The following is a 25034-nucleotide window of genomic DNA, read 5'->3' as shown; positions in this document are numbered from 1 at the left end:
GGGTCAATTCCCTTGAGCTAGACGTTGAGCCTACGCAGAGACGCAGCCCACGCATCGACCCCAGTTCCAAGAAATGCTGGCCCTTGCCCGGGAAGGGGCAATCGACCTGATCCTCACCAAGTCGATCTCGCGATTCGCTCGCAACACCGTCGACCTGCTCGAAACCGTCCGCGAGCTCAAAGACCTCGAGGTGGAGGTGCGATTCGATAAAGAGAACATCTCCTCAACCAGCGCTGACGGAGAACTCATGCTCACCCTGCTGGCCTCTTTCGCGCAGGCAGAATCAGAGCAAATCAGCCAAAACGTGAAGTGGCGCATTTGGAAAGGCTTCGAAGAAGGAAAAGCGAACGGCTTCCACCTGTACGGTTACACCGACTCCGCTGACGGCACCGACGTCCAGATCATCGAAGAAGAAGCAGCCGTGGTGTGCTGGATATTCGACCAGTACATGAAGAAGATCTCGTGCGAAAAGATGGCCGCGCAGCTCATCGCCGACGGCAGGGTTCCACACCTGGCTGACAACAAGTTGCCCGGCGAATGGGTCCGTCACATCCTGAAGAACCCGCACTACACCGGCGACCTCCTGTTAGGGCGATGGTCCACTCCGGAGGGTAAGCCTGGACGAGCAGTGCGCAACACCGGCCAGTTGCCGCAATACCTGGTGGAAAACGCGATCCCCGCCATCATCGACCGCGACACCTTCGTCGCGGTTCAAACCGAGATTGCACGCCGACGCGAACTCGGGGCCCGGGCGAACTGGTCCATAGAAACTGTGGCGTTGACGTCGAAGATCAAATGCGTGTCCTGCAACTGCTCGTTCGTGCGCAACGTACGCAATCCGAAAACCCAAAACTCGATCTCCACCGAGCACTGGATCTGCACCGAACGGAAGAAAGGCCGGAAAACCGGATGCGGCACCTGCGAGATCTCTGACACGGCACTCAAAGGCTTCATCGCCCGAGTCCTGGGTATCGAGGCCTTCGACGAGGACGTGTTCACCGAGCGTATCGACCACATCGACGTGCAGGGAAAAGACCGCTACACGTTCCACGACACCGATGGCACCAGCAGCTCGCACACGTGGCGACCAAACCTGAAGAAGAGCTCGTGGACCCCAGTAAGAAAAGCCGCCTGGGGTGAACTCGTGCGTGCTCGCTGGGCCGAAGCCAAAAGGCTCGGGTTGGACAACCCACGGCAAGCACCAACACCACCAGAAGCGCTGGCGAAGTACCGGGCCGTGGCCAAGGCAGAGGCTGAGCGGCTGCGCGCCGAGCGAGGCGAACGCTAAATGGCCCGCACCGTCACAGCAATCCCCGCCACCCGAGCGCTCCACACTGGTGCTCCACTTGGACAAACAACCCTGCGCAGGGTCGCCGGGTATGCCCGCGTGTCCACCGACCACGACGATCAGGTCACGTCCTACGAAGCCCAAGTCGACTACTACACCCGCTACATCAGCGACCACGCAGGCTGGCAGTTCGTCAAGGTCTATACCGATGAAGGCATCACCGGCACCTCAACCAAACACCGCGCCGGATTCCAGCAGATGGTGACCGACGCGCTCGACGGCAAGATCGACCTGATCATCACCAAGAGCGTGTCCCGTTTCGCCCGCAACACCGTCGACTCGCTCACCACCGTTCGAGCGCTCAAAGACAAAGGCGTGGAGGTCTTCTTCGAAAAAGAAGGCATCTGGACCTTCGACGCAAAGGGCGAGCTCCTCATCACCATCATGAGCTCGCTGGCGCAAGAAGAAGCCCGCTCCATCTCCGAAAACGTCACCTGGGGGCACCGCAAACGCTTCGCCGACGGCAAGGTCACCGTCCCATACTCTCGGTTCCTCGGATACGACAAAGGTGAAGACGGCAGCCTCGTCATCAACCCCGAGCAAGCCAAAACTGTGCGCCGGATCTACGGCATGTACCTGGAAGGCCACTCCATCAGGCATATCGCGCACACCCTGACAGACGAGCCAGCAACCTACACGGCAGCAGGGAATAAAACCTGGCATTACCAGTCCGTGCGCTCCATTCTCACCAACGAGAAATACAAAGGAGACGCACTCCTGCAAAAGAGCTACACCGCAGACGTCCTCACTAAGAAGCAAGTCATCAACGAGGGCGAAGTACCCCAGTACTACGTCACCGGAAACCACGAGGCCATCATCAGCCCCGCAGTGTGGGACTTCGTCCAAGCAGAACTCGCCAAAGGCACCGCGAATCAGCGAGCCCAACACCGCACCCGACCTTTCTCATCCACCCTTGTCTGCGGCCAGTGCGGGCACTTCTTCGGCTCGAAAACCTGGCACGCAGGCAGCAAATACGAAAAGGTCATCTGGCGCTGCGGCCACAAATACAAAGGCGACACCATGTGCACTACTGGGCACATCAACGATGAACGACTCAAGTACATGTTCCTCGAGGCTATCCGCCTCCGCTTCGGCTCACCTGCCGATGACACCGTCAACCACGCCGTACTCGACGCGCTCGACACCAGCGACCTCGAAGTCGAAGCAGCCGGACTGATCGCCCAGATCGACCAGGTAGCGAAAAAGCTCGAATCACTAATCGCCCACAACGCACGCGTCGCGCAAGACCAACAGGTTTACGAGAAGGCGTTCAACGCTAGCCAAGAACAGCACCAGGCGCTGTTAGCTGAGCACGCTGCCGTGGTCGACGAAATCCACAACAAGCACAACCGGCTGGCCACCTACCACTACTACAGGCAAGAGACCGCCAACCTTGAACTTGAACAGTTGGTCTTCAGCCCATACCTCTGCGTAGCTTTGCTCGACAAAGGCACCGTCGATGTCGACGGCAGGGTCACCTTTCAATTCCGCGACGGCAGCACCCAAGTAGTAGCCATCAAACAGTAACCCAGTATCTATGTCTAAGCGCCCGCCTCTACTTGGTGGGCGCTTGCGTATTCTCGGAATGGTGGATCGCTTACAACTGAGGGTTCTTCAGCAAGTTGAGGACTACGTGACGCCGTTCCAGGTGGTCGAGGGATTCGATGACTGCTGGTGGCACGACAGGGCTGGAAGAGTCGGCGAAGACTCCCCGGAGGGCAAGGAGTACATCCAGTTTCTTGCCGATGGTGTGGAAGTCGGGCGCGCTGAGGTGACAGATTGGCCACTCTCCGATAGCTACATCGGGATCGACTCGGAAGTGCTGACCAAAGAAATCTGGTTCTTTGAAATCCGCCGTGATCTTCGCCGACATCACTATGGGGCTGCGTTTGCAAGGCATCTGATCAGCCACTACTCAGGCTTTCCCTTGATCGCTTTCTCCGAAGGCGCTGACGAATTTTGGTCAGGAATCGGCTGGCACTATTACCCGCGTAAAGACGGGGATCCCCACTACCGCAAGCTCTTCGTTTCCCAGAAGATTGGCAAGTGATCTTCACCCGCTGGAAGTGAACCAATCAAGCGACTAAATCGTAGTTCCCGCTTGTTTGTACCCGTCGTGCCATGAAAGTTTCGCACAAGCACTCACGTTGGATACAAGAACCCGGTTCGAAGAACCACCACAATCAGGCGCCGACAGCCGTGATGACTACCGATTTTGCACTCGATAAACGGATTTAGAGCTGGGTTATCAAGCTGGGGAAACGCCCCTGCAAAGTCCGAGTTTGCCTCCGTGTCGAAGTGAACCAGTCAAAATTTCCGCGCATCGATGGTGAGACGACAGCTACCTACATCACTACTTACGGACACAACCTCCAGCCGCCACTGGATACAGGAGCACACTCGGCAGGAGCGTCGAGGGATCCGCTAACGTTCAAAGTGTCAAGTTGAAAAACTTCGCTGAGTTCGATTCTAATCGCTGGAATTATCAACTTTCGATCCATTGCTTGAGGGCAGCCCTAATAGCCATTGCACAAGTAGAGCAGACACAGATGGCCGCAGGGCATCAAACGCTTTCACAGATTCCACACCCTGTAATACAGGGCGAATTTCTCGAATCTCTTTGGTGGCACCTTTCAAGTAATTTTATGGCGATGCCTACATACATTTACCGCAGGTTTTGGATTCTTAGCTGCCCAGGTTGGACAATTTTCACATTGCCATGATTTGGCTCGATTACACAAAGGGCACAGCGACATTAACTCAGCAAGAACATGGGGTATGTTTACCCGTCAATCTCAAAAGGGATGCGATGATCAACTTGTAACACTCCACCAGCAACGCCGCATACTTCACATCTCCCAGAGCTCTTTACTGCATCCGATACATTCTTCGAAAATGCTCGGGACTGCTGAGGGTTTGGTTGACGTTTGGGTTGCTTCGCGGTTGCGGGGCGGGAAGGATGTTGATCATGCCGAAGGTCTATAGTGAGCAGTTCAAAGCTGATGCGGTGACGGACGCGCGTCTGCAGGCTCATGGGATGAGCCCGTCAAATGATCCCGTGGTGGCCAAAGAGATGAGTGCTGTCCTGAAACGGATCCGTGAACTAGAAATGGAAAACGAGGTTCTTAGGGCTGCAGCAGCTTATTTGAGCCAGGAAACAATCCAACCAAAAGGATCTTCCCGACCATGGAAGCACAGGTCGCAAAGGGTAAGGCAACCTTGACGATCGCGACTCGGGTGTTAAAGTTTTCTCGCCAAGCATTCTACAAGTGGCTGGCTAAGCCGCTCTCGGACAGACGATGGAGGGGACGAGGAGCTTATAGCTAAGATTCGTCTGATCCACCACAATGATCCTGAGTTCGGTTACCGGTTGATCGCTGATGAACTCCATGCTCAAGGGGTAAAGATTTCTGAGCGACGAGTGTGGCGATTGTACTCGAGTGCTGAGATCTTCTTCGGTGATCTCCAGGCGCAAACCACGTAGGAAGAAGCCGGTGGGCCGGTCCACGATGATCTGCCTGCCAGGCACTTCCATGCCGATACCCCAAATACTGCGTGGGTGACCGACATTACTGAGCATTGGACAGGCGAAGGAAAACTGTCTCGGTGTGCGATCAAAGACCTGCACTCGCGTAAAATCGTGGGCTACGCCACTAGTGCGCGGATAAAATCAGGTTTGGCTGTGGCCGCGTTAGATGACGCAAGGAGGAAACGAGGACATCCCCGTGGCGTGATCGTCCACTTCGATCGAGGCTCACAACCTTGCTCTAGGAGTTTTCGTGCCGCATTGAAGACCTACCATGCCAAGGGCCCCATGGGCAGGGCCGGAGCCTATGGGGATAACGCGGCCATAGAGTCATTCTGCGCCCTTGTGCAAAAGAATGTCCCTAACCGTCAATCCTGGGCCAACCGCCAAGAGCTCTTCGTAGCGATCGCCACTGGATCGAAAGCACCTAGCACCGCAAGAGACGCCAACGCGCGCCCGGTAAATTGACACGCATTGAATACGGAACCATCACGGGAGCAGCCGCACCACTCACGGCCTAAAAAACAGAAGGAAAACTGTCAACCAAACCTTCAGCAGTCCCTCCAGCACAACATGACATCCGGCAAAGCCAAGTGGGCCATAGTCTTCACCGCCAACGACGTCTTGCCCACCGTGGCCTGCGGTCTCACCGACCGCGCGTTGGAAGAGAACGGCGTTGCCTGGAGCAAGAAAACGTCCCCAGACGTGCTGAGCAAGAAAGCATGGCGCCTGAAGGACGTTGAAGAAAACCTCGACGCGATCCGCCTTGAAGCGTTCGTCACCGCTGCTGACCGCAACGGAAAACAGATCCAGAACGGAACCCTCGCAGAGCTTCTGCCACCAAAGTATTGGATCGAGAAAGTCACCGAACGCGGCGACGCGGAAGAAGGCACCATCTTGATCTCCGGCGCCATCCCTATAGATGGCGAGGTCAACCAGTTCGCGAACGCATGGCGCGTGGCGATGACCAACCCAGACACCGACGACACCATCGCGATCGCCTACACCATCAAACCAATGCTAGAACCAATCGGCTAACAACGAAATGGGCTGGGCATAGATTTTGAAGTCCATGCCCAGCCCTTTTGTAGCCTGCAGAGGTATACTCGTCAGTTCGTTTTATTCCTCCAGGTTCTCACCACAGCAGTTTCACTGCTTACGTGGTCGCCTCCTGAGGAACAATCCAACACCGAGCAACGTGGTCGCGATCGCGAGGAAGCCTGCAACTTCCACACCAGTTCGAGGCAGCCCCTTCTCAGGAACCCCCGGTTTCTCCGGCGTCGGCTCCGGCGTTGGTTCCTCACCTGGTTCCGGTGTTGGCTCCGGGGTTGGTTCTGGCGCCGGCTCAGGAGTCGGATCCGGTGTCGGCTCAGGAGTCGGCTCAGGAGTCGGATCCGGTGTCGGATCCGGTGTCGGCTCAGGAGTCGGATCCGGTGTCGGATCCGGTGTTGGCTCCGGTTCACGTGTATTCGTGACCGTCACCTCGAAGACGCTACCGGCGTCCGCCACCTTGACCTGCGAGGTGTAGCCCTCAACCGAGTCTTCCTGCACCGTATAACTGACCGGCTCATCATCGACCGTGGCTGGTAGCGATTCGAACGTGTGCTTCCAACCATTTGCGGCCGAAAGCACAACCTTCTCGCCCACCGGGGTGCTTTTATCTCCCTGCTGGCGCATCAACTGCACCTGCACCGAGTCCGGAGTCTCCGTAAGAGTCTCGCCGTTCTCGTCCTTCCACACCTTCTCAACGCTGACGTCGACAGGCGTACGCACCGTGAACTGCGCAGACGTACGCATCCGCAGTTTCGTGTTCTCAGCACGACCCACGGCCTTGTTGACAACAACATCGCCATGCTGGGCTTGATGCAGCTCAGTCTTCACAGTAATCGTTTGACTATCCCCAAATGCCAGCGGGGCTTTGGTGATAACGCGGAGCGCGGTTGCGTCCTCCTTCACGCCTTCTTCCCAGATGTCAGACGGCGTTCCGGTGCCACCATTGACCTTGGCATTCGGGTCTTCATCAATCTCAGCTGGGTCCACAGTGGTGCTGTAGACCTTCGCGCCTTCAGCACCTTCAACTCCGGTCACCTTGAGTGTGCCATCAAACTTCGAACCCTGGGAATCATCGTTTGACGGAAGCACATCGATCACGTCAGTGAGGTTCGAACGTGTCGGGTCATTCGACGTCAGGCTAAGCGTCCATTCGTTAGCCGCAACACCGTTCCGAGTCGTCTCAACAACAGGCGTTTCAACGTTTTTCTTCAGCGACGTGTAGCCGGCCCGCGGCACCGTCACCTTAGCTGTCGCCTTGCGGGTCTGGCCCTGGCTCGATGCCGCGACCTCGTTGGTGTAAACCGCTCCAGGCTTTGCGTCCTTAGGCAACTTCGCCTTGTAGTTAATGACGTAAGCGTTGCCGTCCTCAAAGACGCGGATATTAGGCTCAACGCCATCCTTCGTCCACGTCAAAACCTGCTGGCCGTTAGCGTTGGTCTTCACGTCAGGCTCAACGTCAGCGCTACCCGGAACATACTCCATGCCCGCCGGCAGGGTGTCTTCGATAACCACCTGATCCTTAGGCATGTTCGCAACCTCGGATTCGAGGCCGTAACGAATCGTATAGTCAGCTTCCTCACCCGGACCATACTCCGGCTGGGCGACGTCCTTGACTACAACAGGCAGCGAGGGAACCACGCGCAAAAGGTCACGCCCCGGGCCTGCATATGGATAGCGGACCCCGTCGGTGATAACGCCAGGGGATGCGAACCCAGGAGTGATCTCCCGTTCGTTAGTGACGCGGTCATAAGCAATCTTCGCGTCAAGACCCATCGTCCAGTCGGTTCGTGTCTCGTTGAGAACAGAAGTCCACGCCCACACGTCTGCGCCAATCTCTACGTCATCGTGAATCTTCTGTTCGATAACCAGGTAGAAGTATGACTGCGGGAGCTTCGACAGGTGCCCCTTATCGCGAGGCACACGCAACTTGACAGCCTTCACTGTGGAGAGATCTGCAGGCTTGGTGTAGCTCCAGCCGTCTTTTTCATCTTTACCTTCATCAAACGGGGTTTCTTCAGTTCCGCATTTGAAAAGGTTAGGGTCCTCAACCTCACCCGTGTAGTAGAGGATCTTGAGGTCCTCCACGTTTTCGCCATAGTAGACGTTCGGCTTCGCGTAGGGGTCAGCAACAACGCGGGCGTTGACGAAATCGACGCGCTCGGTATCCAGGGTGTTGCAAATCCAGTTGTCAGAGAAGCCCTCAACACGCGGAGGAGCGATTCCGGAAACCGACATCACAGTAGAGCCCACCGGAGCACGCGACGTATCAGACCATCCGATACCTGGGTATGCCTTCGGATGCTGGGACCCGACAACCCATGCACCCGTCCAGTTGCCGCGAATCATCGGGGCGCGGTTCTGGTTGTTCGATGGGTCGTCTTCACTCGTTGAGCCATCGACGGCGGTGTACGTCGGCGTCGATGCTTTCAGCGTCACGTTGGTGTTTCGGTTCGAACCAGGCCCGGTGGCCTTATACGGAACCTTGATGCGCAGCTCTCCAGCGGCGATAACTTCGCGCGGATGCTTCGGCTGAACCTGCGGCAAACGAACACCATTCGAGTCAAGCTCCGGCCGCTTCGAAACATAGTCCAGATCAGACAACGTCAATCGGAAGGTGTTCGTCTCAGGGTCAACCAGAGTGAACTCGCATGTAGGGAAGTTAGCGGTCTGCTCTTGCGGCTTACCCGGAGCTGAGTACGGATAACCAGAATGCACGCGATCAATAGGCGCGCACGCTACATCCTGCGTAGTGATTCTTTCGCCGCGGACACCATTGATCGTGATGTCATAACTCACGCTTTCCGGGCCCGCCGCGGATCCCGTTGAATGCGCCAACGAGAACGGGAAAGACATGACCTGGTACGTGTCTGGCTGACCAGTCAATGAGCTCGGCGCACCAGCATCAAACTTAGCGTCCATGATGAACGGCGCGACGATCGGGATCTCTGGCAGCTCAGCTTCAAGACCCCGGAAGGTTGCCTTCGCAGAGACCTTCGACTCAGCCGGGCCATCAACCTTGACACCCGATAGCACCATCTGAGCTGTACCCTCATCGCGCTCACCGATGTCACAAGTCAGAGTGCGCTTATCTTCTGAAATCTTTGAAGCACCCTTATCTCCACTGAGACACTCAGCGGGGATCTCGCCAAAGTGCGCATTCTTCACCGTGACAGACAGGAGGTTGTCAGCAGTGGGCTTGTTGCCTGGCGCTGGCGCCGAATCGTTGATGTCCAGGTGCCACACCATCGAAAGAACATCGAGACCCGAGGTAACAACCTCTGGCTGGTTCTTCCATACACCTTCTAGCTCATAAGCCTTGGTGTCGCCGTTTGTATCGCCACTACCTAAGGCGTATACCACTTGCGAACAGAAAACCATGATGACCGCGATGAACGCGGCAAGAACCGTGAGCGCGATTCTACGCGTTGGAGACTGCTGAAGTTTTGTCGAGATTGACCGTACCACTCAGCATCCCCCCCTTTCAGTTGTCCGTCAACCGTCAAGAAGCGTACTGGAGAGGACCGCCAAAAAGGTTCGACAACGCAACCCCATCAACGCATAACAAATGATAGTCACCCAACAAGGGGTACTGCAAAAAAACTAACTAGGGTCTGCTGAAGGTTTGGTTGACTCGGGTTTCCACTATTAGGCAGCCAAACCGACTACATCTCTCTTTATACCCTCACACTCGACCGGTGTCAACTTTCCCAGGCCCCGTGGTTTGCGTTTACGGTGAGACTTCGCTTCAACCCAGTGCACGATGGCGAGCCTGAGCTCTTGCCGGGTACGCCACGGCTGCCGATCAAGCACGTTCTTCTGCAACAAACTGAAAAATAACTCCATGGCTGCGTTATCCCCACACGCTCCATCGAACCTTTCAACTTGTGCTTCTTAAGCGCCTTCTGGAACTCCCGACTCCGAAATTGGCTTTCCCTATCGCTACGCGCCACCACGCCTTCTACCCAGCCACGCTGCATGAGCGCGTTCTCCAACGCTCGAACCGCGAGCGACGCTTTCATGCGGGAATCGATCGCGCACCCGGCACCCGCCCTCGGGGTCGTCCTCGTGGAGTTCACCCAATACTTGAATGATCTGCGCGTCAGCAATCTTTCGGGCAGACAACGGCTGTTTCAGCCATTGGTAATGCGCCTGCTTCGTAAACCCCAGCACCCGGCACGCCACCGCCACCGGCACTCGAATGCGGGCACCGGGCGCGGCCATCTCTTGGACGAGTGGGAACACTATTTTGGGGGCGTGATATGAATCTGCGACAAATACGCCGCCGCACGCCTGAGTACCTCGTTCTCCTGCTCGAGGAGCCGGTTCCGACGCATCAATTCACGAATCTGCGCATCCTCGCCCCGGGGTCACGTCTTTTGCTACCGGCAGGCCAGCGTCACGTCTGTCAGCATCAGCGACCCATTTCGACATTGCTGATCTCGAGATACCAAGATCGCGACACACCTCGCGTTGCGTGGCACTTGCCCGCACCAACGCGACGACGTCTTACTTGAACTCTTCTGCGTACTTCATCACTAATCATTCTCCTTCACCCCACCCGCATGCACGAGTGGACAGGAGTCAACCAACCCCTCAGCAGACCCCACCTTCTCCGGCAAAATCAGGTGCGCCTAGTGCGGGGTCTGGTACGGGTCGAAAACCTGGCATGCCGGCACCAAATACGAAAAACACATCTGGCAGTGCAACCACAAATACGCAGGTGGAACCCCGTGTGCGACCCCTCACGTCAGCGACGAACAAATCACCACCGCGTTCCTCGACGCCGTCCACCACTTCCTCGCCAGCCGGGACCAGGTCGACGAGCTGGTCGACAAGGCCGTACGAGCCGAACTGGACTCCACCGACCTTCATATCGAAACCGACCAACTCTTCGCGCGCGTCGGTGCGACCGCCAAGACGATCGACGCGCTGATAGCCCGCAACGCCCGCATCGCCCAAGACCAGGCCGAATACCAGAGCCGCTTCGACAAACTCACCAGCAAACACGCCACCCTCCTAGAGGAGTACCACCGGCTCCTCGACCAGATCAGCGACCTCGACAACCGGCAAGCCGCCTACTGCCACTACCAGGAAGAACTCGACAAACTCGACATCGACCACATCGAGTTCACGCCATACCTATGGCACACCCTCGTCGACCACGCCAAAATCAGCGTCGACGGCACCATCACGTTCACGTTCAGGGATGGAAGTTCGCAAGCAATCTCGCTCAAGAAATGATCGTCTCAGCAATAACTGCGACATTGTGTACAGGGTTTTGGGCGCCGGAGTACACGGTGATTTCACGGTAGTTCGGGTGTGCGATGTTCAGCGAAGGGAGTGGGGCTTCACGGAGTCGAACAACAAGGAACCCGTCTGCTAGGAGATCTACGGTCTTGACGCGATCAACGTCCGCTTTGTCGCGATGCCATTACGAGCCGCCATATTCGATGGCGAATCGTTTCCCGGATGGAAGATCCACGCAAATATCAACAGTCCAGCAGGAGTGAGTCTGGAACTTTGCGGAATGAATGCGGGAACCAGATTTCGCGTTTCCCCAGTGCGCAAGAGCTGCTGAATAGTACTCGGTCTCGATCCGTGATTTTCCTGTTTCGATGCACTCCGGGCATTGCGACCCATTGACTCGCGCTGCGGGCATGGCTCGCCACACATGAGCCGGATCGTTTTTGCATACCCAAAGGGGTGGCTCAGCCAGTTGCGAGGTGTTCGGACGGATCTCCCACGGCGAGAGCGGATTGTCTGGCGACCATTCCTCGGCAACCTCTGGATAGTGGTATGCCAGCGAATCAAGGATTGTATGGCACACCGGGCAGCGCCACCGCTCATATTTATCGCGTTCTCGGGGAGTGGCTTAGAACTCATGTCCGCAGACAGGGTCACGCCACCAGACCATGCGACGGGACTCGGGAGAGACGTCCGCAAGGCGCAAATTGCCATTCTTGGTGGGTGCCACTGGCTGCTGATCTCTGGTGTCAACCTACTCGCGGAGGGATCGGCTGCCGCAGCATCCGCATTTGCTTTCCTGGTCTTAATTGCCTTGCAAGCAGAACAGCCCCCACACAGATAGCTGAGAGGTTGACGCGTGTTTCGGTGACCAGCAGGACACCGGAATCTATAACCCGAACCCCAGCGGTTCTCGTCGACTCGAACACTCTCAGGAGGGAGGTCGTCGTCCCAAGCGGCCAACAGCTCGGGTACATCAGCAATAGTCTTACCTGCAAAAGAGGCTCTTTTCTCTTCCCAGGCAACCCGCCGAATCTCCTGACACTCAGGACAGGAGAAATGGTCATTCGTGACATCTAGAATGCGAGCCTTGAACGAATGCCCTTCAGGGCAGGTCCACCGCGCTTCTCGTATACGGCGGCCGTGCGGCCGCTGATGCCGAAGCATCGAAGGAGGCCGCGCACAAACTCTTGTGCCTCGCCCTTTTCATAACCTTCCGCATCGCGCCATTCCGCCATGAACGCGCCCGCGCGATTGCGGATATCAGAAAGAACGAGAGGCTTCGGCATGGCGGCTCCTGGACGCGGTAACGATGGTGTCTGTATCCACGTTACCGGGCAGCTTCGCTCGCCCTAGTGCGCGTCGAGAAGAGCCTCAGCCGTGTCGCGGTCGGTGACAAGGCCCGTGATGAGTCCGGTGCGGGCCGCGCCGAGAATGGCCGACACTTTCTTCACCCCCGCGGCGACCGCAATGACGCGGGGGGTTTGGCTCAAGTGGTGAGTTTCGAGAGTCATGCACATTCTGGTGACTTCGGGAGCGAGGACCCTGCCGGTCTCGTCAAACCAGATGCCTGCGAGTTCGCCGGCGGGCTTGACCTGATCGAGCCGCGCCCTCACCGAGGGCGGGAATTCGCGATAGAGCTGTGTTTCTTTGTGTTCCCATGAGCCGATCGACACGAGGGCCGTGTCAAGGTGTTCGAATTGCCCACGCACATAGGAGTGGGTTTCGAAGAGCTGGCGGCGCATTTCGGGCGAGCGCACGTAGAAGGGAACCGGGAGGTCATGGATGTAGCCGTTGGCGCTGAGAACAGCCTCGCGGATGTTGTCGATTGGCGACGACGCATGTGCGGCCGCTGGGGCGCCAGAAATCTGGATGACGGTGATGGGAGGAAGGTGTCGGAGGTTCTTCGCGACCTCGGCCACCGTCCGCCCCCACCCGAGGCCCAGGTTGTCCCCGGGTTTCACGAGTTCGCCGAGCAGTTGCGCTCCCATTGATCCGAGCTGCGTGCGCACATCGGTGTCTGTCCCGTTGGAACCGATCACCCGCACGTAGCGAAGGCCGAGGTGGCTCGCGAGGGGCTCGGAGAGCATGGGCAGATCAGTGGAAGGATCGATGATCTCAAGGCGAATGATGCCTTCTTCGCGGCCCTTTGCTAGGAGCCGCGCAATGCGAAAACGGGAGATTCCGAACTCTTTGGCGAGCTGCACCTTGGAGACGTCTTCGAGGTAGTGGCGGCGCGCGAGAGACGCAATCAATTGCGGCTCGGGCAACTCGGCATCCATCGGTGCCTCTCTCCTCAAATGTCCTGGTCTCCTCAGACGCTTGGCCTGCTCCACGCACTCTACCGTGATTGACATGGATCACACTAAGGGCTAATGTGCTCATGTGAGCGGCATAGAGCGCTCATTTGAGCATACGTCACGCTGGGGTAGCGGGCCACCCGCCCGAGGCTCTCGCATACACCCACTCGAAGAGGAGTGACATGGCAGAAAGCAGCACATACGCGATTGGCGTCGACTTCGGAACCGAATCCGCACGTTCAGTCTTGGTGCGGCTTGCCGACCGCGCAGAGATCGAAACCGCGACCCACCTCTACGAACACGGCGTGATGACCGAAACGCTCGCCGCCTCGGGGGAAAAGCTCGCCCCCAACACCGCACTGCAGGATCCCGACGATTACCTCGTCGCCCTCGAAAAGGTCGTGCGCGCCGTTGTCGACCGAAGCGGGGTGGATCCTCAACAGATCGTTGGCCTCGGTGTTGACACCACCGCCTGCACAATCGTGCTGACAGACGACGATCTCGTTCCGCTCCCGCGCTCCCCGCGCTGGAAAAAGCATCCGCTGGCCTACGCGAGGCTGTGGAAGCATCACGCCGCGCAAAGCCACGCCGAAGACATCAACCGCGCCGCCGAAGCCGAAGGCGGCCTCTTCCTGCCGCAATACGGAGGGCGTCTTTCATCCGAATGGGTGCTGCCGAAAGCCCTGCAAACCCTCCGCGAGGATCGGGAGGTGTACGACGCTACCTCACGCATCATCGAGCAAGAGGATTGGATCGTCTCGACGCTCGTGGGCACGGAGGTGCGCGGAGCGTCCGTCGCAGGCTTCAAGGGCAACTATCGCGAAGAAGCAGGGGGCTACCCCTCCCCCGATTTCCTCGATTCGCTGGAACCCGGCTTCGCGGGCGTTCTCGACAAACTGGGACACGAATTCCTCACTCCAGGCGAAAGCGCAGGGACTCTCACCTCTGAGTGGGCCACGCGGCTCGGGCTCGACACTCACGTCACCGTCGCCGCGGGCAACATCGATGCGCATGCCGCCTTCCTCGGTGCTGGCGCCGCCCAGCCCGGAACCATGGTCGCCGTCATGGGCACGAGCGTGTGCAATCTCGTCGTTTCGAAAGAGCACCGAACCCCGCGCGGAATCCAGGGAGTCGTCAAAAACGGCATCCTCCCCGACCACTGGGCGTACGAAGCGGGCCAAGCGGGCTTCGGGGACACCTTCGGGTGGTTCGCCCACAACATGACCTCGGCCGACATCGCCGATCTCGCCTCCATTTCCGCGACCTCCACCTTCGAGGTCCTTGAGTCGAAAGCCCAGGCCCTGCAACCCGGCGGCTCTGGTCTCATCGTGCTCGATTGGATGAACGGCAACCGTTCCACGCTCATTGACTCGAACCTCTCCGGAGCTATCGTCGGGCTCACCCTCGAGACGCGCGACTACCACATTTACCGCGCACTCCTCGAAGGTGCCGCCTTCGGTCAACGGATCATCCTCGAAGCATTCGAAGAGGCCGAGGTTCCGATCAACCGCTTCATCGTGTGCGGCGGAATCCCCGCCAAGAGCCCCCTGCTCATGCAGATCTTGGCCGACGTCATCGGAATGCCGGTCGAGGTGTCTTCCTCCGCGAACACCTCCGCCCTGGGCGCGGCCCTCCACGGCGCGATCGCCGCAGGAGAGCTGACCTGGGAGAGCGCCGGCAAAGCCGAGTCAGCGATCGCGACCGTTTACCGGCCCAACCCCACCGCCCACGAGGCCTACAACGAGATCTACACCCACTACCGCGCAATTCACGACACCTTCGGGATTGACCAACGCTCCCTCATGCACAGCTTGCGAGAAATCCAGGCCAACTCCACCCACTAACCGCGCCCACACCACAAGGCAAAGGAGCCGACATGCGAAAGATCATCAACTCACCCGAGAACTTCGTCGATGAGGTCATCGACGGCATCCTGCTCGCCCACGGCGACAAGCTCCGGGCAGCCGACCCCAACCGCCGTGCGATCGTTCGCACAGATGCGGGCACGGGCGGCAAGGTCGGCATCGTCACGGGCGGCGGCTCCGGCCACCTCCCCCTCTTCCTCGGCTACGTCGGGCAGGGCCTCGCCTCGGGCGTTGCCGTCGGCAATGTCTTTTCCTCGCCCTCGCCAGAGCAGATCCATGCCGCAACCGTGGCAAGTGACGACGGCGCCGGCGTGCTCTACCTCTACGGCAACTACGGCGGCGACGTATACACGTTCGACCTCGCGGCCGACATGTGTGAAGGCGACGGGATTCGCACGCGCACCGTACTCGGGACCGACGATCTCCTCTCCGCGCCGCCCGAGCGCGCCGAAACCCGCCGCGGCGTCGCGGGTCTCTTCTTCGCCTACAAAACCGCGGGTGCCGCTGCCGAACGCGGCGACAATCTCGACCAGGTTGCCGAGATCGCCCAACGCACATGCGACCGTACACGCACAATGGGCGTCGGCCTCTCCCCCACAATCTTGCCGGCCGCCGGTGAACCCACCTTCACCCTCGACGAAGGCGAAATGGAAATTGGAATCGGCATCCACGGTGAACCTGGCCAGCACCGCGGTCCCCTCGAAACCGCCGACGAAATTACCGACCGCTTCACCACGGAGCTGCTTCGCGAGCTTCCCGTGGGCGAAGGGGACGAACTTGCCGTGCTGGTCAACGGACTCGGCGCAACTCCGCTCGAAGAGCTCTACGTGATTTATCGCCGTCTCCACGCGACCATCACCGAGCGCGGCGCACGCCTCACCCACGTCTACATCGGCGAGTACGCCACAAGCCTCGAAATGGCGGGCGCCTCCGTTTCACTGTGCCACCTCGACGATGAGCTATCCGAACTTCTCTCGGCTCCCGCCGATTCTCCCTTCTTCGAGCAAGCCGCCGGCTCGGCCCACGGTGCTCACGCGGAGCCTACGGAAGCACAAGCAAAGGATGTGCCCGTCGCGCGCGCGACCACTGCACGCGACATCACGACGGTCGATAATCCCGGTCCCGCACGAGAGCTCCTTCTCGGCGTCACAGCGACGCTGCCTTCCCATGCGGAGGAGCTTCGCGAACTCGATGCCGCACTCGGCGACGGTGACCTTGGTATCACCGTATCCTCCGGCGCACGCGCCGTTCACGAAGCTCTGACCGCGCTTCCCGAAAATGCGGCAGTACACGAAGTCCTCCGCACCGCAGGAACGGCCTTCGCCTCCGCGAACCCCTCGACCTTTGCGGCGCTTCTCGGCGGAGGAACACTCGCTGCTGCCACGGCAGTCGCCAAAGATGATGAAGAGGGCGATACACCCGTTGTTGCCCTCTCGGCCCTTATCTCGCGCATCGCAGAGCGCGGCGGTGCCGACATCGGTGACAAGACAGTCCTCGACGTTCTCGATGCAGTGCTGCACAGTTTCGAAGACTCCGCGGGCCAGACGCTCCAGGAGCGCGTTGACCAGGCCGTTAGCCTCGCGCGTGATGTCGTTGAAAAGTCTGCCTCCCTACCCTCGCGACGCGGCCGTGCCGCCTGGGTAGGCGAGCGCTCCATCGGCCATAAAGATCCAGGCCAGGTTGCGGCATTGCGTTTCCTCGAAGCCCTTGCCGCAACAGTCCACGACAACTAACCCCCTTTCCTGATCCCCACCATTTTCAAAGGAGAAAACAATGAACGCTGAATTCGCCCCAAGTCGCCGCGCCATGCTTTTCGCATCGCTCGGTATCCTCGCAATCCCCTCCCTCGCCGCGTGTGGAACCACCCAGGGCGGAACGAGCGGCGGTGAGGGCGGTGGCAATGCCGCCGGCGCCATGGTCACCGTTCCCAAACTCACCGGTATCGCGTGGTTCAACCGCATGGAAGAAGGCGTCAAGGAATACGCCAAGAAAACGAGCGAAAACGCCTACTACCAGGGTTCATCCGAAGCCGATGCCGCGGCACAGGTTAAGGTTCTTGAAGACCTCATCGCCTCGAAGGTCGCTGCGATTTGCGTGACGCCTTTCCAGCCCGATGCTGTCGAGCAAACGCTCAAGAAGGCAATGGACGCTGGCATTAAGGTCGTGACCCACGAAGCTCCGTCCATCAAAAACGCTGACTATGACGTTGAAGCGTTCAAGAACGCTGATTACGGCATCAACCTCATGAAGCTCCTCGCGGAAAAGATGGGCAACAAGGGCGAATACGCGATCATGGTGGGCTCGCTCTCCTCCACCACGCACATGGAGTGGGTCAACGCCGCCAAGGAGTACCAGGAGAAGAACTTCCCGGAGATGAAGCAGGTTGGCGATTTCGTCGAAACAAGCGACGATTCCCAAAAGGCCTACGAGGCCATGCAAGAGCTCCTTTCGGCTCACCCGAACCTCGCAGGTGTGCAGGGTTCCGCCTCGACTGACGTCGTTGGCGTGGGCCAGGCAGTAGATGAGGCAGGACTTCAGGACAAAATCGCCGTGGTTGGTACATCCACCCCGAAGGACACCAAAGACCTTCTTGAAAGTGGCGCGATCGACGTGATCCAGTTCTGGGATCCGGGCCACGCTGCGTGGGCTCAAAACGCCATCGCCAAGCTTCTCCTCGACGACAAGAAAGTTGAAGAAGGCACTGACCTCGGCATCGACGGTTACGGCAAGATCACCATCGAAGACAAGGTCGTGTACGGCGACAATGCCTGGATCAACGTGACCAAGGACAACGCCGGCGACTATGACTACTAAACCCGTACACGCTACTGACGCGAACGGTGAGGCTGCCGTTCGCGTCAGCGGCATCTCAAAAACGTTCGGAACCGTCAAGGCCCTCAACGACGTTTCACTCACCCTGCGCCAGGGAACCGTGCACGCGCTCGTCGGTGAAAACGGATCCGGAAAGTCCACCCTGACCAAAATTATTGCGGGGGCCTACTCCCCGGATTCAGGAACGATCGAACTCGAAGGCAACGTCATCGAGTCCGTCACCCCGCGCGATGCTTTGGCTCACGGCGTTCGCGTGATCTACCAGGATTTCGCCCTTTTCCCGAACATGACCGTCGCTGAGAACATCAGTTTCGACGGATCGAAAGCCCCCGTCGGAATTGTTCCCTCTCGCGAAGCCCGCGCACGCGCGAAAAAAGCACTGGCCACGCTCGGGATGACCATTTCGCCGAACACGCGTCTCGGCGACCTTTCGACGGCTGAACGTCAGCTCGTTGCAATTGCCCGCGCCGTTTCTGCGGACGGCCGCATCATCCTCATGGACGAGCCCACTGCGGCTCTGACCCAAGATGAGATCGACTCCTTCCTCGAAACTGTGCGTCACCTCGCGACGCAAGGCATGAGCTTCATCTTCATTTCGCACAAGCTGCGCGAGGTAGTCGAGATTGCTGATGACGTTACGGTAATCCGCGACGGCAACCTCATCGCAACAGGCCCCGCGGCTGATTACGATCTGGAACGTATTTCGAAACTCATGACGGGAACCGACGTTCTCAATGAGCGCCGCGAGAGCGCATGGGAGCGCGCCGAACAACCGATTGTGGCAGCTCGAGGGATAAGCCTTGGCCACGAGTTCCACGATATTAATCTCGAGCTTCACCCCGGCAGGATCCTCGGGCTTTCAGGACTCGTCGGCTGCGGAAAGATCGAGATTGGCCTCGCCCTCGCCGGTCTCATCAGCTGCGATAAAGGCACTATTGAGCTCAACGGCAAGCCAACGAAGGATCTTCGCTCAAAGAAGGAGATCCAATACGTGCCCGACGACAGGCTCACTGAAGGGCTCTTCCTCGACTGGTCGATCGCCGACAACATGACTGTCAACAACCTGCACAACGTGCGTGGAAAAAGCGGTCTCATCTCTGCGCGCTCAATCATGGCGAGTGCGAAAGAGTGGCGTTCGCGATTGCGCATCAAAGCCCCGAGCGTGAGCGCACCAGCCTCGTCGCTCTCCGGTGGTAACCAACAGCGAGTGCTGCTTGCCCGCACTCTCGCGCCACGGCCCAAAGTCGTCATCATCAATAATCCGACCGTAGGTGTCGATGTGGGTTCTCGCGCCGACATTCACGATCTCATCCGGTCGGTTGCTGATGAGGGAACCGCCGTTCTTCTCGTATCCGATGAACCTGCGGAGCTCATGAGCCTGTGCGACGAAATCGCCTTCGTGGTGCAGGGCAAGATCGTGAAACAAGCGGAGGCTACCGAGCTCACCGAGGAAAACATCATCGATATCAATGGTCAAAGGAGTCAGGTATGAGTTCTGTGGCTGAAACTCAGGCAACGCAGTCACCAGACAGGTCGTGGCTCGCAACCCTGCTCGCTAAGCGTGAACTGCTCCTCGGCATCGTCATCGTGGTGACATGCATCGTGTTTGCTCTCGGAAACCCCACGTTCCTCTCTGCCGCGCATCTTTTCGGCATCGGCCGATCCGCAGTTGTCGTTGGAATCATGGCGCTTGGGGTTCTTCTGGTGCTGCTCACCGGCGGCATCGACGTGTCGGTCTCAGCGATCGCTGTGTCATCCATGTACCTGACGACGGTGACACTTCAAGCCATCGACTTTCAGGGCACATTCCTCGTGGCAATCGCCCTCGCCGTTCTCATCGGGGCCATCCTCGGTCTCATCAACGGCGTCCTTGTCGCGTGGCTCAAGCTCCCCTCGATGATCGTCACGATCGGCACGCTCACCCTGTACCGAGGCGGGCTTTTGGCGTTCGTCGGAACCGAACGAATCCGCAGCCTGCCCGCGCAAATGTCTGATTTCGCGCGCGCCCAGCTCTTCACCACGCAAAGTGCTGGGCGCACGGTTTCGCTCCACGCGAGTGTCCTCATTCTCATCGTGCTCGCGGTCGTGCTTGCGTTCTTGCTGCACCGTCTGTGGTGGGGCCGCTATATCTACGCGATCGGTGACGATGAAGAGGCGGCAAAGCGCATGGGGGTTAAGGTCAACCTCATTCGCACCTCCGCGTTCATCGTGTCGGGTGCCACCGCGGGATTGGCAGGCCTGTTCTATGCCGCCATGAACCGCGCCGCGGACCCTTCGACATTCACGGGGCTGGAGATGACGGTACTTGCCGCCGTGGTTCTCGGTGGTGCCGCAGTCACGGGAGGTCGCGGCAGCGTTCTCGGCACGATGCTCGGCGTCCTCCTCATCACCGTCGTAGGCTCGAGCCTCGTGCTCGTTGGAATTCCCGCGGCGTGGCAAGACCTTTTCATCGGTGCGTTCTTGCTCTTCGGAGTGTGCGTGCCGGCAATTCGCGACCGCCGTGTTGAACGCCGGCGAGGAATGGTGGTGACAGAATGAACGACGCTCGTCTCGGGCCTCGCGCCCAAGTGTGGACTCTCATCGCACTCGTCGTTGTACTCGCAGTGTCGCTCAGCATCATGGCGCCACACACCTTCCCGACGATTCTCAACATGCAGAGCATGATGGGACAGATCGCGCCGCTGGGGATGCTCGCGATCTGCATCGGGATCACCTTCCTTATTGGCGGCATTGACCTGTCAGTTGTGGCAGTAGCAAATACGGCTGCGATCACTGCCGCGCTCGTAGGCGAGGCCCTCCTGCCGTCAATGGGCTCGACGCTGGCGACTGTCCTCGCCAGTATCGCCGCCCTCGTCGTCGGAGCCGCTGCAGGTGCGATCAACGGGTTCCTTATCGCCACGCTGCGCGTGCACCCGATCCCTATCACGCTCGGCACCATGAGCGTGTACCTCGGCATCAGCACGGGTCTCACGAAAGGCGCGACCGTGTACGGAAGCGGGAACGCGGGGATTATCGCAACAACAACAGTGGCGCTCATGCCCATGTCATTCGTGATCTTCCTGCTGCTGCTTGCCGGTTTCACCCTCGTGACGTTGAAAACCCGCTTCGGTTTCCACATGTACACGATCGGTGAATCAAACAAGGTGGCACGCTTCGCCCGCATCCCCGTGGACCGCACGATCCTCGTGGTCTATGCCTCCTCAGGGGTGCTTGCTTCGATCGCGGGACTTCTCATGTTCGCGTCAACCAACGCAGCGAACGTGTCGTTCGCCAGCTCCTACCTCATGCAAGCCATCTTGATTGCCGTGATCGCCGGTATGGACCCCTACGGCGGCGCCGGCCGTCTGTGGATGATCGCCATCGGAGCGATCGCCATGCAAGAACTCCAAACCGGTATCAACATGGTCCTTGGCTCCTGGTCAGGTTCAGCCTTCGCCTCCAACTTCGTATGGGGCGTACTTCTGATTGCTGTTCTCGGCTTCAGCACCTGGCTCAGTCACCGTAAACGTTATGCGCGTGAGGAAGAGGCGGAGAAGGCTCTCGACACCGATACGTCAGCACCAGCCCCCGCTTAGACGCTAGCGGCGCTAATTTCTCGAAGGGTCTTGCCTCAGTCTTGAGGTGAGGCCCTTCGGCCGTCAGGTCCACGACATCGACTGCGCAACACCTTGAGTAGCCGGTCGAAGCCCTACCCGGCTCGCGCCACCGCTCATGGCTCGCAGATCAGGCGCCGTGCGTGACGCGCGGTAGCGTCGGATCCCCCGGGAAGAGGCGGGGCCCCACGGCGCGCATCACGTACACGAGCGCAACCAGCACGGGAATCTCCACCATCGGCCCGATCGTGCCCGCGAGAGCCTCGGACGATGCCGCCCCGAAAGTTCCGATTGTCACGGCGATCGCGAGCTCAAAATTGTTTCCGGCAGCGGTGAAAGCTGTGGAGGCACTCTGCGCATAGTTCATTCCCGAAGCGCGGGCGACGATAAGCGAGATTCCAAACATGAGCACGAAATAGGCGAGCAGTGGCAAGGCAACACTTGCGACGCTCCAGGGGTACTGCAGGATCTGCCGGCCCTGGAGGCAAAACAGCACCACGATCGTGTAAAGCAACCCGATCATCGCGAGTGGCGAGACCTTCGGGAGGAAGGAGTGCTCGAACCATTCCCGGCCTTTGTATCGCTCACCGAGGATGCGTGAAAGCACGCCGAGGGCGAGCGGGATGCCGAGGAAAATGAGCACGCTTTTCGCGATCGCCGCGAAGGAGAAGTGCACACTGGTGGTATCAAGCCCCAGCCATCCCGGGAGGACCTGCAGGTAAAACCAGCCGAGCACCGAGAACATGAGGAGCTGGAACACGGAATTGATCGCCACGAGAACGGCCGTTGCTTCACGGTCCGCGCACGAAAGATCGCTCCACACAAGCACCATGGCGATACAGCGCGCGAGACCCACGATCACAAGACCGGTTCTTAGCTCTGGCTCATTCGGCAGAAACACCCACGCGAGGGTGAACATCAGGAGTGGACCCAGGATCCAGTTGAGAAGCAGCGAGAGGATCATGAGCCGCCTGTCGCGCACGATTTCCCTCGCTTTTTCAAACCGCACCTTCGCCAAAGGCGGGTACATCATGACGAGGAGGCCGAGAGCGATCGGCAGCGAAATGTCGCTAATTTTTACGTGGTTGAGCACTTCCGCGGTTTGCGGAACCCATACGCTCAGCGCAATTCCCACGCCCATCGCCACAAGGATGAAAAGCGGCAAAAGGCGGTCAAGAATGGACAGCCGAGGTGCGGCAGTATCCTGCACAATTGTCCTTTCGCTTACTCGGCGCTTGCGGTCAGCTCTGCAAGCAGGGCCTGCACGCGTCGGTCAATATCGTCGCGGATAAGAGCCATGCGCTCCTCCCCTTCGACTCCGCGCAGGGATGGTTCGTCGATATCCCATTTTTCAATAGTGCCGCGCATTCCTTCGATCGGTTCGACGTGCGCGTCTCCACCCACAATGATGGTGCGGTTTGCGGTGCGCAGGATGTTTGGGTCGATCGGCTTCGGGAATTCCCCGTCAAAATTTCCTCCGACGGTTGCCACGCTTGCGCGAGAAGCTTCATTGAGCGCCGTTCCCGGCTTCGTACCCGCTGAATGCACCTCGATCGCACCGTGTGCATGGTGACGCATGAGTGCTGCTGCCATTTGGCTCTTGCCGCCGTTTTTCACGCACACGAACAGCACGCTTGGTGCATTCATGCTTTCCCTCCTCGCAGTAGTGACCGGGCTCCGATCATTCTAGGAGGTGTCGTTCGGTCTCGACGAGCGGCCGGCCCGGTGCGCGTCGGGGCGCACCACCCTGCGAGGCTCCGACGCTTTCTTCACTTCAGCTGCGTTCGTGGGTGAATCCTCGTGCCGGCAATGGGCTCGATTATGGCGACCTTCCAGGGAATGCTTCTGGTCGCTGTCCGCAGCTTCAGCACCTGACTGGGCTGCGCTCTCCGGAGTACCCGCGCGTTTCGGTGGTGGCTATGGGTGGTCGGTTTTCTTCGTGTTAATGATTAGTGAGGGTGAGATCGCGATGCGATCTCACCCTCACTAGTTATGCCGGTCTATTACCGGTTAGGCGATCAGTTCTCTTCGCCTTCGCGGCGGCGGCGCGAGAACACGAGGCCGAGGCCTGCTGCGATGAGAGCAGCCGCAGCACCAGCCACACCTGCAACCTCAGCACCGGTCCTGGGCAGCGGCACCCTCTTCACAGGGCCGTTGCCGTTCGAAGTGCCAGGCTTCGGCTGAGCAGTGCCGTTGTCGTTGCCTCCGGGCGCGGGCTGTTCCGCAGGAGCCTCAGGCTTCTCAACAGTCACCGTGACCGTATCGATTACCTTGCCGTCCTTGTCCTTGACGACAACAGTGACCTTGTCACCGGGCTTAGCGTCATCGTTGATGTCGACAACCAGGTTGCCGTCCTCATCGATTTCAGCCTTACCGGGGCCTTCGGTCTCAACGGTCGAGCCCTCCGGAACCTTGCCACCCTCGTTCGGGATCACAACGTTCTCGCCAGGCTTACCGCTGTTGTCCTTCCAGTCCGGCTTTTCGGCCGGCTTGTCTGCAGGCTTCTCAACCTCGACGACCACACGGTCGATCTCGTTGCCGTCCTTGTCCTTCACAACAACGACGATCTTGTCACCAGGCTTGGCATCCTTATCGATGTCGACAGTGATCTTGCCGTCCTCATCGATCTCAGCCTTACCAGGGCCTTCCGTCTCAACGGTAGTGCCGTCTTCAACGGGGCCACCGGTGTTCGGAATCTCGACCTTATCGCCAGGCTGACCCTTGTCGTCATTCCAGTCCGGCTTCTCAGCAGGAGCCTCAGGTTCTTCAACCGTGACGGTGACGTCAACGGTGTCCTTCGAACCATCCGGGTAAGTCACCACAACCGGAACGGTGATCTTGTCACCAGGCTTCGCATCCTCAGGAACCTTAACGGTGATCTCACCAGTGTTCTCATCGATGGTCACACCATCAGGAGCATTCTCGCCAGGGGTGAACTTGGTGCCCTCAGGAGCCTTAGTGTCCTTACCGTCCTTGTCCTTGAACCCAGGAGCAGGAACCTTGACGTCCTCGCCAGGCTTACCCGAACCATCCTCGTAGCCGGGCTCGAACTCTTCGTTCTGCTTGGGCGCAGGAGCGTCAGGCTGTTCAACCGTGACGGTGACGTCGACGTTGTCCTTCGTGCCATCCGGGTAAGTCACAACAACCGGAACAGTGATCTTGTCACCAGGCTTAGCATCCCCAGGGATGGTAACCGTGATCTCACCAGTGTCCTTGTCGATGGTCACACCACCAGGAGCATTCTCGCCAGGGGTGAACTTCGTGCCCTCAGGA

The 25034-nt window shown here is 58.8% G+C and carries 19 protein-coding genes and 3 pseudogenes; 12 read left to right on the top strand and 10 right to left on the bottom strand.

Annotated elements, in window-relative coordinates:
- Positions 1 to 61: 61 nt before the first annotated feature.
- The 6 genes and pseudogenes from E6X30_RS08940 to E6X30_RS08915 all read left to right on the top strand — a co-directional run.
- Positions 62 to 331 (top strand): annotated as a pseudogene (locus E6X30_RS08940) (recombinase family protein); the annotation flags it as partial.
- Positions 305 to 1288 (top strand): recombinase family protein, encoded by a 984-nt coding sequence (locus E6X30_RS08935; protein ID WP_257876778.1) that lies wholly within the window; start codon positions 305 to 307, stop codon positions 1286 to 1288. The pseudogene E6X30_RS08940 and the gene E6X30_RS08935, both read left to right, overlap by 27 nt.
- Complete coding sequence (locus E6X30_RS08930) at positions 1289 to 2875, top strand: recombinase family protein (protein WP_065247000.1); 1587 nt, start codon at positions 1289 to 1291, stop codon at positions 2873 to 2875. It abuts the gene before it with no gap.
- A gap of 10 nt (positions 2876 to 2885) precedes the next feature.
- Positions 2886 to 3398 (top strand): hypothetical protein, encoded by a 513-nt coding sequence (locus E6X30_RS08925; protein ID WP_034371366.1) that lies wholly within the window; start codon positions 2886 to 2888, stop codon positions 3396 to 3398.
- Positions 3399 to 4316: 918 nt separating this feature from the next.
- A pseudogene (locus E6X30_RS08920) lies at positions 4317 to 5302 on the top strand (IS3 family transposase); the annotation flags it as partial.
- A gap of 46 nt (positions 5303 to 5348) precedes the next feature.
- Complete coding sequence (locus E6X30_RS08915; protein ID WP_141742330.1) at positions 5349 to 5912, top strand: DUF2848 family protein; 564 nt, start codon at positions 5349 to 5351, stop codon at positions 5910 to 5912.
- Positions 5913 to 6023: 111 nt separating this feature from the next.
- Here E6X30_RS08915 and E6X30_RS08910 read toward each other — a convergent pair whose 3' ends face one another.
- The 7 genes and pseudogenes from E6X30_RS08910 to E6X30_RS08890 form a co-directional block, all read right to left on the bottom strand.
- A complete protein-coding gene (locus E6X30_RS08910) occupies positions 6024 to 9392 on the bottom strand; it encodes a Cna B-type domain-containing protein (RefSeq protein WP_316336057.1) in 3369 nt (1122 codons plus the stop codon).
- Between the two features lie 180 nt (positions 9393 to 9572).
- Positions 9573 to 10421 (bottom strand): annotated as a pseudogene (locus E6X30_RS08905) (IS3 family transposase).
- A 99-nt stretch (positions 10422 to 10520) separates the two neighbouring features.
- The gene (locus tag E6X30_RS08900; protein WP_034371358.1) at positions 10521 to 10934 is read right to left on the bottom strand and encodes a hypothetical protein; all 414 of its coding nucleotides are present in this window, start codon (positions 10932 to 10934) and stop codon (positions 10521 to 10523) included.
- A 424-nt stretch (positions 10935 to 11358) separates the two neighbouring features.
- Complete coding sequence (locus E6X30_RS10380; protein WP_101687162.1) at positions 11359 to 11754, bottom strand: zinc-ribbon domain-containing protein; 396 nt, start codon at positions 11752 to 11754, stop codon at positions 11359 to 11361.
- Positions 11755 to 11799: 45 nt separating this feature from the next.
- A complete protein-coding gene (locus tag E6X30_RS10375) occupies positions 11800 to 11901 on the bottom strand; it encodes a zinc-ribbon domain-containing protein (protein WP_101687161.1) in 102 nt (33 codons plus the stop codon).
- A gap of 346 nt (positions 11902 to 12247) precedes the next feature.
- Positions 12248 to 12460: a hypothetical protein gene (locus E6X30_RS08895; protein ID WP_101687160.1), complete on the bottom strand. Its 213-nt coding sequence runs from the start codon at positions 12458 to 12460 to the stop codon at positions 12248 to 12250.
- Between the two features lie 63 nt (positions 12461 to 12523).
- The gene (locus E6X30_RS08890) at positions 12524 to 13453 is read right to left on the bottom strand and encodes a sugar-binding domain-containing protein (RefSeq protein WP_316336056.1); all 930 of its coding nucleotides are present in this window, start codon (positions 13451 to 13453) and stop codon (positions 12524 to 12526) included.
- 200 nt (positions 13454 to 13653) lie between these two features.
- Here E6X30_RS08890 and E6X30_RS08885 point away from each other — a divergent pair, with 200 nt between their 5' ends.
- From E6X30_RS08885 to E6X30_RS08860, 6 genes are read left to right on the top strand one after another with little or no spacing between them, the layout of a single operon-like run.
- Positions 13654 to 15315, top strand: coding sequence for a ribulokinase (locus E6X30_RS08885; protein ID WP_316336055.1), 1662 nt, complete (start codon positions 13654 to 13656; stop codon positions 15313 to 15315).
- 32 nt (positions 15316 to 15347) lie between these two features.
- Positions 15348 to 17069 (top strand): dihydroxyacetone kinase family protein, encoded by a 1722-nt coding sequence (locus E6X30_RS08880; RefSeq protein WP_016663555.1) that lies wholly within the window; start codon positions 15348 to 15350, stop codon positions 17067 to 17069.
- 40 nt (positions 17070 to 17109) lie between these two features.
- A complete protein-coding gene (locus E6X30_RS08875; protein ID WP_016663554.1) occupies positions 17110 to 18150 on the top strand; it encodes an autoinducer 2 ABC transporter substrate-binding protein in 1041 nt (346 codons plus the stop codon).
- Positions 18140 to 19660 (top strand): sugar ABC transporter ATP-binding protein, encoded by a 1521-nt coding sequence (locus E6X30_RS08870; protein WP_016663553.1) that lies wholly within the window; start codon positions 18140 to 18142, stop codon positions 19658 to 19660. Before E6X30_RS08875 ends, E6X30_RS08870 begins: the two co-directional genes overlap by 11 nt.
- On the top strand, positions 19657 to 20706 hold the full coding sequence (locus E6X30_RS08865; RefSeq protein ID WP_016663552.1) for an ABC transporter permease: 1050 nt from the start codon (positions 19657 to 19659) through the stop codon (positions 20704 to 20706). The genes E6X30_RS08870 and E6X30_RS08865 overlap by 4 nt, the downstream gene beginning before the upstream one ends.
- Positions 20703 to 21743, top strand: a complete 1041-nt coding sequence (locus tag E6X30_RS08860; protein WP_016663551.1) for an ABC transporter permease — start codon at positions 20703 to 20705, stop codon at positions 21741 to 21743. Before E6X30_RS08865 ends, E6X30_RS08860 begins: the two co-directional genes overlap by 4 nt.
- A gap of 148 nt (positions 21744 to 21891) precedes the next feature.
- Here E6X30_RS08860 and arsB read toward each other — a convergent pair whose 3' ends face one another.
- From arsB to E6X30_RS08845, 3 genes are all read right to left on the bottom strand, one after another.
- On the bottom strand, positions 21892 to 22971 hold the full coding sequence (gene arsB, locus E6X30_RS08855; protein ID WP_316336054.1) for an ACR3 family arsenite efflux transporter: 1080 nt from the start codon (positions 22969 to 22971) through the stop codon (positions 21892 to 21894).
- A gap of 14 nt (positions 22972 to 22985) precedes the next feature.
- Entirely contained in the window at positions 22986 to 23408 is a 423-nt protein-coding gene (locus E6X30_RS08850) for a low molecular weight phosphatase family protein (protein WP_016663549.1), read from the bottom strand.
- Positions 23409 to 23779: 371 nt separating this feature from the next.
- Positions 23780 to 25034: YPDG domain-containing protein (locus E6X30_RS08845; protein WP_316336053.1), on the bottom strand; the 1255-nt coding region annotated here is incomplete at its 5' end.

The sequence above is a fragment of the Dermabacter sp. genome (genome assembly GCF_032550575.1).
Classification (GTDB): Bacteria; Actinomycetota; Actinomycetes; order Actinomycetales; family Dermabacteraceae; genus Dermabacter; species Dermabacter hominis.
The sequence above is the reverse complement of the archived record's forward strand: the minus strand, read 5'-3'. Positions and strand labels throughout refer to the sequence as shown.

Excerpts from the sequence above, each read along its gene's own strand:
- E6X30_RS08930 (WP_065247000.1), top strand. The coding sequence starts at position 1,289 with ATGGCCCGCACCGTCACAGCAATCCCCGCCACCCGAGCGCTCCACACT.
- E6X30_RS08925 (WP_034371366.1), top strand. The coding sequence starts at position 2,886 with ATGTCTAAGCGCCCGCCTCTACTTGGTGGGCGCTTGCGTATTCTCGGA.
- E6X30_RS08895 (WP_101687160.1), bottom strand. The coding sequence starts at position 12,460 with ATGCCGAAGCCTCTCGTTCTTTCTGATATCCGCAATCGCGCGGGCGCG.
- E6X30_RS08890 (WP_316336056.1), bottom strand. The coding sequence starts at position 13,453 with ATGGATGCCGAGTTGCCCGAGCCGCAATTGATTGCGTCTCTCGCGCGC.
- E6X30_RS08885 (WP_316336055.1), top strand. The coding sequence starts at position 13,654 with ATGGCAGAAAGCAGCACATACGCGATTGGCGTCGACTTCGGAACCGAA.
- E6X30_RS08880 (WP_016663555.1), top strand. The coding sequence starts at position 15,348 with ATGCGAAAGATCATCAACTCACCCGAGAACTTCGTCGATGAGGTCATC.
- E6X30_RS08875 (WP_016663554.1), top strand. The coding sequence starts at position 17,110 with ATGAACGCTGAATTCGCCCCAAGTCGCCGCGCCATGCTTTTCGCATCG.
- E6X30_RS08870 (WP_016663553.1), top strand. The coding sequence starts at position 18,140 with ATGACTACTAAACCCGTACACGCTACTGACGCGAACGGTGAGGCTGCC.
- E6X30_RS08865 (WP_016663552.1), top strand. The coding sequence starts at position 19,657 with ATGAGTTCTGTGGCTGAAACTCAGGCAACGCAGTCACCAGACAGGTCG.
- E6X30_RS08860 (WP_016663551.1), top strand. The coding sequence starts at position 20,703 with ATGAACGACGCTCGTCTCGGGCCTCGCGCCCAAGTGTGGACTCTCATC.
- E6X30_RS08850 (WP_016663549.1), bottom strand. The coding sequence starts at position 23,408 with ATGAATGCACCAAGCGTGCTGTTCGTGTGCGTGAAAAACGGCGGCAAG.